The organism is Pandoraea thiooxydans, assembly GCF_001931675.1.
Classification (GTDB): Bacteria; Pseudomonadota; Gammaproteobacteria; order Burkholderiales; family Burkholderiaceae; genus Pandoraea; species Pandoraea thiooxydans.
This window is the reverse complement of record NZ_CP014839.1, coordinates 3,753,247-3,767,582: the sequence shown is the minus strand read 5'-3', so window position 1 is coordinate 3,767,582 and position 14,336 is coordinate 3,753,247. Positions and strand designations below refer to the sequence as shown.

12 protein-coding genes are annotated in these 14,336 nt (G+C 64.4%); 6 read left to right on the top strand and 6 right to left on the bottom strand.

What is annotated here, in order from left to right; genetic code table 11:
- Positions 1–84: 84 nt before the first annotated feature.
- Positions 85–1,659, top strand: coding sequence for a DHA2 family efflux MFS transporter permease subunit (locus tag PATSB16_RS17310; RefSeq protein WP_047215293.1), 1,575 nt, complete (start codon positions 85–87; stop codon positions 1,657–1,659).
- A 48-nt stretch (positions 1,660–1,707) separates the two neighbouring features.
- Here the strand turns inward: PATSB16_RS17310 and PATSB16_RS17305 are convergent, their stop codons facing one another.
- Together PATSB16_RS17305 and PATSB16_RS20935 are read right to left on the bottom strand one after the other, a co-directional pair.
- A complete protein-coding gene (locus PATSB16_RS17305) occupies positions 1,708–2,346 on the bottom strand; it encodes a LysE family translocator (RefSeq protein WP_047215292.1) in 639 nt (212 codons plus the stop codon).
- A gap of 339 nt (positions 2,347–2,685) precedes the next feature.
- Positions 2,686–3,081, bottom strand: coding sequence for a hypothetical protein (locus PATSB16_RS20935; RefSeq protein ID WP_156884796.1), 396 nt, complete (start codon positions 3,079–3,081; stop codon positions 2,686–2,688).
- Between the two features lie 520 nt (positions 3,082–3,601).
- On the opposite strand from PATSB16_RS20935, the gene PATSB16_RS17295 reads away from it, so the two are divergent.
- The 3 genes from PATSB16_RS17295 (at position 3,602) to PATSB16_RS17285 (ending at position 7,393) form a co-directional block, all read left to right on the top strand.
- Entirely contained in the window at positions 3,602–5,806 is a 2,205-nt protein-coding gene (locus PATSB16_RS17295) for a copper-transporting P-type ATPase (RefSeq protein WP_047215290.1), read from the top strand.
- A 159-nt stretch (positions 5,807–5,965) separates the two neighbouring features.
- On the top strand, positions 5,966–6,211 hold the full coding sequence (locus PATSB16_RS17290) for an SHOCT domain-containing protein (protein WP_047215289.1): 246 nt from the start codon (positions 5,966–5,968) through the stop codon (positions 6,209–6,211).
- A gap of 477 nt (positions 6,212–6,688) precedes the next feature.
- Complete coding sequence (locus PATSB16_RS17285) at positions 6,689–7,393, top strand: glutathione S-transferase N-terminal domain-containing protein (protein WP_047215288.1); 705 nt, start codon at positions 6,689–6,691, stop codon at positions 7,391–7,393.
- 89 nt (positions 7,394–7,482) lie between these two features.
- Here PATSB16_RS17285 and PATSB16_RS17280 read toward each other — a convergent pair whose 3' ends face one another.
- The 3 genes from PATSB16_RS17280 to PATSB16_RS17270 all read right to left on the bottom strand — a co-directional run bounded on the left by PATSB16_RS17280 (position 7,483) and on the right by PATSB16_RS17270 (position 10,936).
- On the bottom strand, positions 7,483–8,628 hold the full coding sequence (locus PATSB16_RS17280; RefSeq protein ID WP_237170252.1) for a porin: 1,146 nt from the start codon (positions 8,626–8,628) through the stop codon (positions 7,483–7,485).
- A gap of 81 nt (positions 8,629–8,709) precedes the next feature.
- The gene (locus tag PATSB16_RS17275; protein ID WP_047215287.1) at positions 8,710–9,981 is read right to left on the bottom strand and encodes an MFS transporter; all 1,272 of its coding nucleotides are present in this window, start codon (positions 9,979–9,981) and stop codon (positions 8,710–8,712) included.
- Positions 9,982–10,042: 61 nt separating this feature from the next.
- The gene (locus PATSB16_RS17270; RefSeq protein ID WP_047215286.1) at positions 10,043–10,936 is read right to left on the bottom strand and encodes an MBL fold metallo-hydrolase; all 894 of its coding nucleotides are present in this window, start codon (positions 10,934–10,936) and stop codon (positions 10,043–10,045) included.
- 100 nt (positions 10,937–11,036) lie between these two features.
- Here PATSB16_RS17270 and PATSB16_RS17265 point away from each other — a divergent pair, with 100 nt between their 5' ends.
- The gene (locus tag PATSB16_RS17265) at positions 11,037–12,017 is read left to right on the top strand and encodes a LysR substrate-binding domain-containing protein (RefSeq protein ID WP_047215285.1); all 981 of its coding nucleotides are present in this window, start codon (positions 11,037–11,039) and stop codon (positions 12,015–12,017) included.
- 61 nt (positions 12,018–12,078) lie between these two features.
- Here the strand turns inward: PATSB16_RS17265 and PATSB16_RS17260 are convergent, their stop codons facing one another.
- Positions 12,079–12,900 (bottom strand): TetR/AcrR family transcriptional regulator, encoded by an 822-nt coding sequence (locus PATSB16_RS17260; protein ID WP_047215284.1) that lies wholly within the window; start codon positions 12,898–12,900, stop codon positions 12,079–12,081.
- Between the two features lie 237 nt (positions 12,901–13,137).
- Here PATSB16_RS17260 and PATSB16_RS17255 point away from each other — a divergent pair, with 237 nt between their 5' ends.
- Entirely contained in the window at positions 13,138–14,325 is a 1,188-nt protein-coding gene (locus PATSB16_RS17255) for an alpha/beta fold hydrolase (RefSeq protein ID WP_047216697.1), read from the top strand.
- Positions 14,326–14,336: the final 11 nt, after the last annotated feature.

Sequence of the window (14,336 nt, the reverse complement as noted above, 5' to 3'; positions counted from 1 at the left end):
TCGCCGCTGGCTTGATACCGGCGTCAGTGCCGCCGGGCATTTGGCTGGTGCGCCTGCGTGCCACACCAACTGAGCGAGGGTACGATGGCACACTCCGAGACCGCCGAGACCGCCGAGACCTCCGAGACCGCCGCACCGCTGGCCGGCGCACAACTGATACTGGCGACCGTGGCCGTCGCCTTGGCGACGTTCATGGTGGTGCTCGACTCGTCGATCGCCAACGTCGCGATTCCCACCATCTCGGGCAATCTCGGTGTCTCGGTGGATGAAGGCACGTGGGTCATCACGCTGTTTACCGCCGCCAACGCCATCTCGATTCCGCTGACCGGCTGGCTGACACAGCGCGTTGGGCAAATCCGCCTGTTCGTCAGCGCCATCCTGCTGTTCGTGACCTCGTCGTGGCTGTGCGGCATCGCGCCGAGTTTGCCGATGCTGCTGGCCGCGCGAGTCTTGCAGGGCGCCGTCGCCGGCCCGTTGATTCCGCTGTCGCAGTCGATCCTGCTCAACTCTTATCCGAAGGAGCGCAGTTCGACGGCGCTGGCGCTGTGGGCCATGACGGCCACGGTCGGCCCCATCGCGGGGCCGTTGCTGGGCGGATGGATGACCGACAGTTACTCGTGGTCGTGGATCTTCTACATCAATATTCCGGTAGGTCTGTTCGCGGCGACCGTGACGTGGTTCATCTACCGTTCGCGCGAGACCGCCACACGCCGCCTGCCGATCGACAAGGTCGGGCTCGGCGCCCTGGTGGTCTGGGTGGCGGCGTTGCAGATCATGCTCGACAAGGGCCGGGATCTCGACTGGTTCAATTCGTCGACGATCGTCGTGCTGGCGATCGTGGCGCTGGTCGGTTTCGTGTTCTTCCTGATCTGGGAGCTGACCGAGGCCCACCCGATCATTGACGTGCGGTTGTTTGCCGGACGCAATTTTCGCGGCGGCACCATCGCGATCTCGATCGCCTATGCGGTGTTCTTTTCGAACCTGGTGCTGCTGCCGCAGTGGATGCAGCAGTATCTCGGCTACCCGTCGTTCAACGCCGGACTAGTCACCGCGCCGCTGGGAATTTTCGCGGTGATCCTGCTGCCGGTGTTGAGCAAGGTCATGCCCAAGGTCGATGCGCGGACGCTGTCGACGCTCGCGTTTCTGGGCTTCGCGGGGGTATTTTTTATGCGCTCGGACTACACCACGTCGGTCGACACCTGGACACTGGTGCTGCCCACGCTACTGCAGGGCATTCCGACGGCGCTGTTTTTCGTGCCGTTGACGGCCATCATCCTGTCGGGTCTGCCGGCCGAGAAGATACCGGCTGCGGCCGGCTTGTCGAATTTCGCGCGGATCTTTTGCGGAGGTGTCGGGACTTCGCTCGCCGGCACGCTATGGAGCGAGCGCAGCATCTTGCATCATGTCCGGTTGACCGAACAGGCCAGCGTTGACAACCCGGTGTTCACGCAATCGCTGCATGCGGTGCAGGCTGCCACCGGTGTCGGCCCCGCCCAGGCGCTGGGAATCTTCGAACGCGGTGTCGTCTCCCAGGCCGCGATGCTGGGTTTGAACGATGTGTTCTGGGTGTCGGGCATCATTTTCGTTGCCATCATCCCGCTGATTTGGCTGACCCGGCCAGTCAAGGGCGGTGGCGGGCAGATGCCGGCCGCGCACTGAAGGTGCGCGATTGCGCGAGCGAGCCTCAGCTTCCGGATACGGTCCGCGTCAGATGCCAACCTTGGATGCGTCAAGAATCAAACGCAGTCCGAGTGCCGATATGGCACAGGCAGCAATCCGATCGACCCATTTCTTCGCTCGCAAATACATTTCGCGAGGCGCCTTGCTTGAAAAACACAGCGCGACGACCGTGTACCATCCGCATTCGACTGCAAACACCAGGGGCGGCAGTGCGAAATAGCACCAGAGCGGCGGATGCTGAGGAAGTAATGCTGCAAAGATGCTACCGTACCAGATGGCTGTCTTGGGATTGCTTAGCTGAGTCGTCAGGCCCATCCAGAACGATTTGCGCGCACTGCCAGACAGGGGGGTAAGCATGCCATCGACCGTAATCGGACGGCCAGCACCGCGCCATATCTTTGACGCAACGAAAAGCAGATACGCGCCGCCCGCGATTTTTAGGCTGATGTAGAGCCATTCGACGGCCTGTAAAAGTGTGTAGAGCCCGGCGAGCGCGACACCGCCAAAAAATATACCTCCCAGCCCCATCCCGAGAGCAGTCGCCAGTCCATCACGACGGGACAGGCCGATCGCATTGCGTGCGACTAGCACGAAACTGGGCCCCGGAATCATGGCGCCCAGCCAAAGCGCGGCAACAATAGCAAAAACGGCGGCTGATGCAGTCATCTGGCACTCCTTGGAATGGAATATGCACGCGTGGACTTTAGCACAGGCATGGGCACGCCTCCGATTGAGAGGGCATTGAACGCCCGTTGTATCTCGACAGCGTACGGGTGATGGTGGGTGAAGGCATAGCCTGGATGGAATGGGGCTCTTACGCACGAGTTGGAAGTCATCCTTGCCGAATTTGAGCCGAAGCCCTTCCCCGTGCATCTGGTATGGCCGGCTGCGCACTGCCTCGCCGGGTAAGGGGGCTTGTCGACTTTCTTGCGGAGCGGATCGCCGCACAAGTTCTATGGTTGGGGGCGGCGGCACGGCACGAACGAAGTCTCCCGTCCGACGCCCTTACGCTTCATCGCCCCAATCCGCTACCCGACAAAGCTCGTCCCCCGCCAACCCGGCAATTACCCGCACACCAGTGAGCAACCCGGCCGCCAAATGGGGCGCCAACGGTGCGCCGTCTTCATCGCCCGAGCCTTCGGTCTGATTCGCAACGAGAATCGATGAAATCGCCCGAATCGCGCAAAGCGCGTCATACGCGGTATTCAACCCATCCCGCACGTGCTCGGGCATCGCCGGCGACGAATCGAAGCGAGCGGCATCGCCGTTCAGTGGCTGCCGATCAACGATCGTGTCATCGCCGCTTGCAGATGCCTGAGCAAAATGCCGAGCGCGACGAACGACTTCTGAATCGATGGAAGTGGAAAAAGAATGCTCGGAACGAGCGGGGCTGCGAGCCATTTATAGAATCTCCCTTTGTTGCAGATACTTCCCGCTCCTCATCGCGAAATGAGGGTGGCGGGCGCGAGGCAGGGTTGGCGAACCGGCACAAAGGAACCGGCAGACCCGAAGGTCTCCCCGCCAAGGCCCGCCATGGAAGTGGCACGCAAAGGCGGCACGAGCGACAACGGCCGCAATGCGGCCGTTCGCTCCTTTGTGGATAGGGTCGCCAAACCCGGCAACTGCTGTTTCAGTTGCGCGGCCAGCATAGCGCCGCGGCCGTGGGGCGGTCAAGCACGCTCGTGTGCTTGCGTTACCCGAACCCGCTGAAACTGCGAAGCATTTCACGCGGGTGAATTCTGACTTTGCCGCGCTTGATTCTCCTCAAAACGGCTTGACCGCACCTTGACTTTCCGGCGATAGGAAGGTTTAGCATGGCCATATCGTTTCCGAGGCTGACCTTTTGATGCCTTGCCAGCTCGCTCATCAACGGAGAATCGCGATGAATGCAGCAACCCACGGGGCAATTTACACTTGCCCTATGCACCCGGAAATCGAGCGCTCGTCGCCAGGCGCGTGCCCGAAATGCGGGATGGCACTCGAGCCGAAGATGCCGGCGGCGAGCCACGCCGAATGGACGTGCCCGATGCATCCTGAAATCGTTCGCCCGGAACCCGGGGTCTGCCCGAAGTGCGGCATGGCGCTCGAACCGAGAGCCGCTCAGGCCAGCGAAGAGCAGAACCCGGAACTGGATTCGATGACCCGCCGCTTCTGGGTGAGCCTGGTGCTGAGCGTGCCGCTCTTTGCGCTGGCCATGGCCGGCGACATGCCGGGGATGCATTTCGGTGGGCTGCCGGGGGCGTCGTATTTTTCCTGGATCGAATTCGCTCTCGCGACGCCGGTGGTGCTGTGGGGCGGCGCGCCGTTCTTTGCCAGGGGCTGGCGCTCGATCGTCACGTGGAATCCCAACATGTTCACGCTGATCGCGCTGGGCGTGGGGGTGGCTTACGGCTACAGCGTGGTGGCCCAGACCCTGCCCGGGCTGTTTCCGCCGGCGTTTCGCGATCCGGGCTCGGGGCGTGTCGGCGTGTATTTCGAGGCGGCCGCGACGATCGTGACCCTCGTGCTGCTCGGGCAGGTGCTCGAATTGCGCGCGCGCGGCAGCACCAACGCGGCGATCCGCGCGCTGCTGGGCATGGCGCCCAAGCTGGCGCGGCGCGTCGAGGCCGATGGTAGCGAAAAGGATGTCGCGCTCGACCGGATTCAGGTCAGCGACCGGCTGCGCGTGCGTCCCGGAGAAAAGGTGCCGGTCGACGGCGTGGTGCTCGAAGGGCGCTCGTCGGTCGACGAATCGATGCTGACCGGTGAGTCGATCCCGGCCGAGAAGACGCCGGGAGAAAAGGTGGTCGGCGCCACCGTCAACGGCAGCGGCACGCTGATCATCGAGGCACGGCGGGTGGGCGCCGACACGCTGCTGGCGCAGATCGTGCACATGGTTTCCGAAGCCTCGCGCAGCCGCGCGCCGATCCAGCGCCTGGCCGACGTCGTGGCGACCTACTTCGTGCCGGCGGTCGTGCTGGCGGCTATCGTCACCTTTGTCGTCTGGGCCGTGTTCGGCCCGGCGCCGGCGATGGCCTACGCGGTCATCAACGCCGTCGCGGTGCTGATCATTGCCTGCCCCTGTGCGCTGGGGCTCGCCACTCCCATGTCGATCATGGTGGCCAGCGGCAAGGGTGCCTCGGTGGGCGTGCTGTTCCGGAATGCGGAGGCGATCGAGACGCTGCGCCGCGTCGATACCCTGGTGGTCGACAAGACCGGCACGCTCACCGAAGGCCGTCCGCGGCTGCAGGAGGTGGTGCCCGCGGCCGGCTTTGGCGCCGACGAGGTGCTGCGCCTGGCTGCCAGCCTGGAGCGCGGCAGCGAGCACCCGCTTGCCGCCGCCATCGTGCAGGGCGCGCAGGACAAGGGGCTCGAGCTGGAGAGCGCGCAAGGCTTCGAATCGGTCTCGGGCAAGGGCGTGACGGGCGACCTCGCCGGGCGCCGGGTGCTGCTGGGCAATCCGGCGCTGCTCGAGGACGAGGGGGTCGATACGGCCGCGCTCGCCGATCAGGCCGAGGCGCAGCGCACCAAGGGCCGCACCGCCATGTTTCTCGGGGTCGATGGGCAAGTCGCCGGCCTGGTCGCGGTGGCCGATCCGGTCAAGGAAACGACACCGCAGGCCATCCGCGATCTGCACGACGAGGGCCTGCGCATCGTGATGCTGACTGGCGACAACGAGACCACCGCCAGGGCCGTCGCGGGTCATTTGGGGATCGACGAGGTCATCGCCGGGGTGCTGCCCGATCAGAAGGCGCAGACCATCAAACGGCTGCAGGCCGAGGGGCGCTTCGTCGCGATGGCCGGTGACGGCGTGAACGACGCGCCCGCGCTGGCTCAGGCCGAAGTGGGCATCGCCATGGGCACGGGCGCGGACGTGGCGATGGAAAGCGCCGGGGTGACCCTGGTCAAGGGCGATCTGCGCAGCATCGCGCGGGCGCGGCGCCTGAGCCGCGGCACGCTGCGCAATATCCGTCAGAACCTGTTCTTCGCGTTTGTCTACAACCTGCTGGGCGTTCCCATTGCCGCAGGCGTCCTGTATCCGTTCTTCGGCATCCTGCTCTCGCCCGTGATCGCGGCGACGGCGATGGCGCTCAGTTCGGTCTCGGTGGTGGGCAACGCCTTGCGGCTGCGCCGGCTGGGCATCTGAGCGGCTGGCTGCGAGAGGCGGGGATGGATCAAAGGAAAGTGCAGGCGCGGGATCGTAGGGATCGTTGATGCAAGTCATGAACCAAGCGGCATTGCACGACTATCGTAAATAAAAAGCGATCCTCAATTTCACGTTGGGCGCTAACCGGAGTAATCGATCATGTGGTTTGGACATCCTGGCGGCTTCGGATACGGCATGATGGGTGGGTTTGGATTCCTGATGATGATTCTGCTCATCGTGGTCTTCGTCGCAGTGGTTCTCATGCTGACGCGTCGCGCCACCGGCATCGGGCCCGAACGGCACGAGCGCCGCAGCAAGGCGCTCGACATTCTCGACGAACGCTATGCGCGCGGCGAGATAGACGCCGACGAGTACCAGCGGCGGCGCGCCGATCTGGAGCGTTGATCCCCATGTGCATTGCCTGGCGTCGTGCTTACCGGCTTCACGTGCCCCCCATGGCAGCGGTGTTGGCCGGCGTGCGGCGCCCTTGCTCGGCTGCCGCTCAATCCGCCTGCCGAGGTAGTTCGTCTGCCGCCGACCCGGCCATCCCCCGCACGCCGGTGAGTAACCCGGCGGTCAAATGCGGCGCCCACCGCGCCTCATCTTCATCGTCCGAGCCCCTTGCCTGACTCGCAACGGGCATCGAAGTCTTCGACCGATTCACCGAATAGACCGAAGCGCCTGAATCTCGCGGCGCGTCATGCGCGTCATGCGTGGCCTGTCGCCCGCTCCGGCTCGGGCATCATGGGCGATGGGCCAGGCAGTCCAAAGCAAAACTTCCCGTGAGGGTTTATATTGACGGTCCGATGTCCTGGCCCATCCCCACGCCTGCGCCGCGCTCGCGCGCTGCGCTTTGGCGGCAAGACACCCTGACGGAATCCCATGTCCGATCTGTCCGCTTTTCCGATCACGAAGAAATGGCCCGCGCAGCATGCCGAGCGCATTCAGCTGTATTCGCTGCCCACGCCCAACGGCGTGAAGGTGTCGATCATGCTGGAGGAAACCGGCCTGCCGTACGAGCCGCATCTGGTGAGTTTTGGCACCAACGACCAGATGTCGCCCGAGTTCCTGTCGCTCAACCCGAACAATAAGATTCCGGCGATCATCGATCCGAACGGGCCGGGTGGCAAGCCGCTGCCGCTGTTCGAATCGGGCGCGATTTTGCTGTACCTGGCCGAGAAGACGGGGCAGCTCATTCCCGCCGATGCGGCCGGGCGCTATGAAACCATTCAGTGGCTGATGTTCCAGATGGGCGGCATCGGCCCGATGTTCGGCCAGGTCGGCTTCTTCAACAAATTCGCCGGCAAGGAGTACGAAGACAAGCGCCCGCGCGACCGCTATGTCGGCGAGGCCAAGCGCCTGCTGGGCGTGCTGAACGATCGGCTCGCCACGCGCCAGTGGATCATGGGTGACGCCTACACGATCGCCGACGTCGCCACCTTCCCGTGGGTGCGCAATCTGATCGGCTTTTACGAGGCGGCCGATCTGGTCGGCATCGCCGGCTTCCCGCACGTTACGCGCTCGCTCGATGCGTTCCTGGCGCGCCCGGCGGTCAAGACAGGCCTGGAGATCCCGGCGCGAGGGTAAGCCCGGCGTCGCACCTGGCGCGAGACGATCGCCGGGGCGGCGTTTGCCGGCAATCGGGCGCAAGCCCGGACCGCGAGCGATGTGCCGGCTCAGAACACGTGGCGAATGCCGGCCATGACTTCGGTCTGCACGTTGGTGCTGGAGGCGGGCAGCATGTTGAGTTCGGCGTTTTGCGCGTCGCCGGCGGCGCGCTGATACAGCCCGACCAGATAGAGATCGGTGCGCTTCGAAAGAAAATAGTCGGCACCGAGGTTGATCTGATGGTACTTCGGCCGCTGCCCGGTGTCCGAGCGGCCGTCGGTGTAGACGTAGGCGGCGCCCAGCAGCAAGGCCGGCGACGCCTGGTAACGGCCATTGATTTCATAGTTATCGGCCCGGGCCGAGGCGCCTGTCGCATCGAACAAGACATGGCTATATACCAGGCCCAGAGTGGCGCGCCCAGCAATGTACGATCCGCCGGCCGCGAAGGTCTGATGGCGCGTGATCGTGCCGCTGCCGTCGAGCGCCTTGAGCGCGAATGCACCGCGATAGTCCGAGCCCGTTCCCGCGCCGGAGGCGCCGACCGCCCCCGCCGTGCCGGGCGCGGCGGGGTGATTGAGCACGAAATATCCGAGTGCCAGCACCAGCGGGCCGTGCGAGTAGCGTGCGCCCAGGCTCCATGCCCGGTTGGTCGCGAACTCGCCGGCTTGATTGCTCGCGCCGTACAGCCCGCCGAAGCTGAAGCCGTTGTAGTTGACGCTGGTGTACTTGATCGCGTTGTTCACGCGAAAGGCCGGCGCCAGGTCGTCCATGCCCGCGACGTGGGCGCCGACAATCGAGGCCCATTGCGCCGCCGAGCTCAGGCGCCCGACGTATTGCAGCACCGATTCGTACTGACGTCCGAAGGTCAGGGCGCCGTATCGGCGGCTCTTGAGCCCGACGTAGGCCTGGCGGCCAAATTCTCTTTTACCCTGCGCCATCGCGCCGCTGTTGATGTCGAAGCCGTTTTCCAGCAGGAAGATCGCTTGCAGCCCATCGCCGAGATCCTCCGCGCCACGCAGCCCCCAGCGGCTGCCGCTCAGGTTGCTCGATTGCGTTTTCCAGGCCTGGCCGCCGCCCTGGTTGCTGAGGTAGGCCACGCCGGTGTCGACGATGCCGTACAGCGTGACGTTGCCCTGCGCCGCGCACAGGGTGGGAAGCGCGGCCAGTATGGCCAGCGTGGTCAGGGCGAAGGTCGCCGCGTGCCTGTTTTTCACGATAAAAGTCTCCTGGGATTCCACGCGGGAATCCTGATTCGATGTGTTGTAAAGGATGGGGCGGGCTGCGCCCCGGGGCGCTCAGCTGCTGCGTGCGAGTGGCTCGCCGAGCGTCTCGGATGAATGCCGTTTGACGTGCGCGGCGAATTGGTAGCGGCCGAGCGTGGTGACCAGCAGGGCGGCCAGGAACATGCAACCCATCATCACGTAGAGCGGCAGCGAGTAGTTCTTATAGTGGTCGTAGTACAGGCCCAGCAACGGCGGCACGGCCACACCGCCCAGGCAGAAGGCCGCCATGTTGAAACCGAAGAAGGTGCCGAAGGCACGCATGCCGAGATAGCGGCGCACCAGATAGGCCATCATGTCCTGCTCGGTGCCGATCGCGAAGCCAACCAATACGCAAGCGACTCTGAGCAGCGCCAGGCTGCTGGTGTCGTGGAAAAGCCAGAAGCCGATGCCGCTCATCATGAAGAAGAAACACGACACCAGGGTTGCCGGAAAAATGTCGACCAGCACGCCGCACAGCAGGCGGCTGATCAGAAACCCGAGGCCGACCAGCGAGGGCCCCTGGGCCGCCTGAGCCACCGTGAAGCCGCGATCGGTGAGCAGCAGCGGGATCTGCGGCTCGAACGCGAGCGCGCAGGCAGACACCAGAAAGAAGGCGATCAGCATGGTCCACATATGACGCCCGCGCACGCCTTGCGCCACCGTCAGCCCGACCGCGCCAAGGCCCGTCTCGCCCGGGGCCGCCGGCCGGCGGCGCTCCCTGAGCAGCAGCATCGCGATGACGCCGCCGAGAATCGGAAACGCCGACACGATCCGGTAGCCCTCGCGCCAGCTCCCCGACCAGGCAATCAGATGCTGGGAAACCACCGGCCACACCGATTGGCCCAGGCCATAGCCGACCGTGGCCAGGGCAATCGCCGCGCCGAGCCGCCGGTTGAACCACTGCGGCAGCACCGAGACATAGCCGAGCGACGTGGTGGGCGCGCCGATGAAACCGATCGCGAAGGTCAGCGTGACAAACAGCGCGAGCGTGCCGCGAAAGAAAGACAGGGCGAACATCAGCACGCCCATCAGCACGGCCGATGCGAGGGCCACCGGCCGCACGCCGAAGCGGTCGATCAGATGTCCGCACAACGGCGCGCCGATGCCGCAACCCAGCAGTGCGGCCGAAAAGGCCAGCGACAGGTCGGCCCGGCCCCAGCCAAACTCCGCCAGAATAGGGCGCATGAAAATCATCAGGCTCGGGAAGAAGAAGCAGCCGAACCCGACGAAACCGCCGATCGCCACCCCGCCGATAATCGCCGCATACCCAAGCGCGGGCAGCGCGCGCTCCGTATGATTTGTCATTGTGTTGTCTCCTTGATGTATATGCGCCGCTATTCGTGCGGCTTTTCGATGCCAACCGTTGCTAGAGGTCGATGCGCATCAGGTCGTGCGCCAGCCGCAACGGGCCGCCGTAATGCTTGCGAATATCGGCGACGATCTCGTCCATCAGATGCGGCCCCATCAGATCCACCGGCAGATGTTTGGCGGCGGCGCGCTTGAGCACCGGGCTGGTCGAATCGAAGTGCCCGAAGTGCGTCGCAACCAGGCCCTTTACGTTGGCGCGCGTCGCAATCTCGCCAAGCGCCGTCGGGCTGGTGTGCGAATACGTGCCCACGCCGGTTTTCGCGCGATGGGCGATGAACGACTCCGGGAACGTGCATTCGTGGATCAGCAAATCGGCATCCCTGGCCAGATTGACCATCGCCTCGCATGGCGCGGTGTCGCCGCTGAAGGCGATGACCTTGCCCTCGGCCTCGACCCGCACGCCGAAGCATTCGCAAACCTCGCGCGGCAGGTGCTCGACCCAGTCGACGGAAATTTTCACGTCATTGTCTTCGAAGACCACGCCGGGGCTGACCTCCAGCACCTCCGGGCGCATCGCCTCGAGGTTTTGCTGGCGCACCGGATAGGCGCTGCGTGCCTGGAAATCGGTATGGTACGCGCCGTGCTCGAACAGATGATTGACGAAATGGCGCGTGCCCTTTGGGCCGAGCAGCAGCGGTGCGCCGGTCTTGTTGAGCATCCAGCTCGAAATGACGAAATACGGGTAGTCGCAAATATGGTCGTGATGCAGGTGGGTCAAAAACACGAAGCCCACCGAGGCGGGATCGACGTTCGCGCGCACCATCTGGCGCGTCGCACCCTCGCCGCAGTCGAATAGGTAGTGCCGGCCGTTGTTCAACGTCAGAAGAATGGCTGACTGGGCGCGGTCGGGGTCGGGCAGCGCGGCGCCGGTGCCGAGCATGGTGATTTTCATGGTGTCTCCTTGATCGATTTTCTCTAGCCAGTATAGTGGGCGGTATAAAAACCAATTAATGAAGAATTCGGCGTCAGTGACAACCTATAGGAATAGCTGAATGACAACGGAAATTCATGTGCCGCCCATCCAGCGGATTCGCTCGCGCCTGCGCATCAGGCACCTGGAACTGCTGCTGGCGCTGGACGAAGCGCGCAGCCTGCATCGGGCCGGCGCGCGCATGAACATGACGCAATCGGCGGCCAGCAAATTGCTGGTGGAAATCGAGGGCATGTTCGGCGTGCAGCTTTTCGTGCGTTCGCGCCGCGGCATTACGCCGACCGAGGTCGGCGCCGCGCTACTGCGTAAGGCCTCGCTGTTGCTGGCCGAACTCGATGGTGCGCGCGATGAAATCGAGAGCCTCACGCAAGGCCTGTCGGGCCGCATACGCGTGGGCGCGCAGCAGGTGGTGCTGCCGTTGCTGGTGCCGCAGGCGCTGGCGCATTTGCGCGCCACCCACCCCGGCATCACGATCGAATTGCAGGAGGGCGCCAACGACGTGCTGTATAACGCGCTCGGGCGCGGCGAGATCGACTGCGTGCTGGGGCGCCTGATCAGGCCGGCCGCATCCAGCCAGTATCACTGGGAGGTGCTGCACGAGGAGCCGGTATGCGTGGTGGCCCGGGTGGGCCACCCGCTGGCCAGGGCGCGGCGGATTTCTGCGAGCGTGCTGGCGCGTCAGGCGTGGATTCTCCCGCCCCGCGAGGCGCCGCTGCGGCAGGCCATGGAACATTACTTCATGAGCGAGGGCCTGAGCCTGCCGACGGCCGCGATCGAGTCGCTATCCGAGTTGTGCAACAACGTGATCATGCGCGATACCGACATGGTCGGCGTGATGCCGCTGGGCGTCGCGAATTACTACGCGTCGCTCGGTATCCTGGCCATTCTGCGCTTCGACCATCAATGGGCGCTACCGCCGGTCGGCGTCGTCATGCGCGCCGAGACGCGCGATTCGCCGGCATTCGCCAATTTCCTGTCGACCCTGCGCGCGGTCGCGAAAACGATGGCGCCGATCGCCCGGCAAAATCTCAAGCGCCGATAGGCCGAACGCGGCCGGCGCGGTGTCGGGGGCACGCTTTGGCGTGCCGCGGCCGCACGCCCGGCTAGCCGGCGATTTTCTTGAGTGTCGAGCGTGCCGCCGGCTTGCCCTTGCCGGTCTTCGCCTGCGCCACGGGCGCCTGCCACGACGCGAAGCCGTCGAGCAGCAATCTCAATCCCTCGTTGAATGCCTGGTCGGCATCGAGCGCGGAGAACGCGCGCCCCACCACTTTGGCCGCTTCGAAGCGCGCGTCGGTGATGGCCTCGAATTTTTCCAGAATGAACTGATGATGCTCGGCCGGCGATTGGCGGCCGGCCACTGCCACGCTTGAAGCCAACAGGAATTGCGCGAGCAAGTGATACGCCAGCGCGGCCGCTTCCGGCGAAAAGCCGCCTTGCAGGAACGCCGAGGTGATGTGATTGAACACCGCAATGCCGTAGTCGGTCTCGCCTGGGCCCACGTCCTGAAACAGGCGAAAGCGATTATGCGAGGCGAGGTAGAGACTGATGCCGGGCACATCGGCCGCCGCCGCGAAACTGATGCGGGCGATGTCCTCCACGTCGTGCCGCCAGTCGCCGGTGAGCGCCGGCAATTTTTCGAGCCGATCGTGATGGTACTTGTTCATCACGCCCGAGATCAGGCCTTCCCGGCCGCCCAGGTAATAGTGAATCAGGCCCGGTGCCACGCCGAAGTCCTTGGCGATCTGCACCATCGAGATTTGATCGAGCGGCGTGTGCCGCGTCATGGCTGCCGCATGATCGATCAGCGCATTGCGCGACAGCAGCGGCGCGGTGCCCAGCGGCGCCTCGACCTTCGGCGGGCGGCCGCGCTTGCGCGGCGGCGTTGCCTTGGGCGAAGCGGCGGGCTTCCTGGTGGGTGTTTTCATCGTCGATTTCAGCGAAGAGGCGGTCGACCGACCGGTGCGAGACGCGCCGGCCGGACCAATATGAGTCAGAGTTTACACGGATATTTGAGATGCCATCAATTAATTAATTGACACTGGCTCAATTAATGTCTAACCTATTTGACACCATATCAATTATTCGACGGAGTCGACGTGAAACCCCTTGCCACCTCTCATGTAACGGCGGGATTGCGCGGCGCGCACTGGGATGCGGCCTTGATGGCGCGCCCCTACAAGGTTGAGCCCTATGCGCTGCAAACGGCCGATGGACAAAAGACGCTCGGCTTTCTATTTACCGCCACCGGCGCGGAAAAAACGGTCGTGTCGCTGATGCATCCACGCGAGATGTCGGTCACGCACTATCTCGTGCCGTTCATTCTCGATGCCGGTTGCGCGTGCTGGGTCCAGGCGCCGCGCTCGATTGGCAACGACTTGCGCCTGGAGCACGAGATCGCGTTGTTCGACGTGGCCGCGGGTGTCGCGCACCTGCGTCGAGCCGGCTACGAAAACATCGTACTGCTTGGCAATTCCGGCGGTGCGGGTCTTTATGCGTTCTATAACCAGCAGGCCACCCTGGCGCCCGAACAGCGTATTGCCAAAACTCCTGGCGGGCGTTCGACCGGACTGATGCATCTCGATATGCCGCTGGTCGACGGCATGATTTTCGTGTCGCCGCACCCGGGCCAGGGGGCGTTGCTGATGAGCGGGCTCGATCCCAGCGTGGTCGACGAAAACGACCCGATGGCCACCGACCCGGCGCTCGATCCGTTCGCGCCGGCCAACGGCTTCGATGTGGCTGCCCGCCGCGGCCATTACGCTCCGGAGTTCGTTACACGTTACCGCGCCGCGCAGGTCGCGCGCGTCGAGCGTATCGACCGGATGGCTCGCGAACTCCTTGCACGCAAGCTGGCGGCGCGCCAGCGCGTGAAGGGCGGTTCGCTGGATCCGCTCGATCGCCGCCTGGCCAGACATGCGCCGATTTTCCAGGTGTGGCGTACCGATGCCGATTTGCGCGCGTGGGACCTCAGCATCGACCCGTCCGACCGCGAGACCGGCTCGCTATGGGGCAACGATCCGTTCGTTTCCAATTGGGGCAGCGTCGGCTTCGCACGCATCGTCACGCCCGAGTCGTGGCTATCGACCTGGTCCGGCCTGTCGTCGAACGCGACGCTGGCCAAATGCGCTGGAGCGATCGCCGTGCCCACGCTCCTGCTGGAGTACACCGGCGACCAATGCACCTTTCCGCGGGATATCGAGGCGATTTTCGCGAGCATCGGCGCGCCGCACAAAACGCACCGGCGAGTTCGCGGCAATCACCACGGCATGGCGCTGTCCGAGGGCGAGGAGTCGGGGCGCGTGGTGGTGGGCCGGCATATCGCCGATTGGCTGCAGAACGCCATGCAATGAGTCTGGCGTAA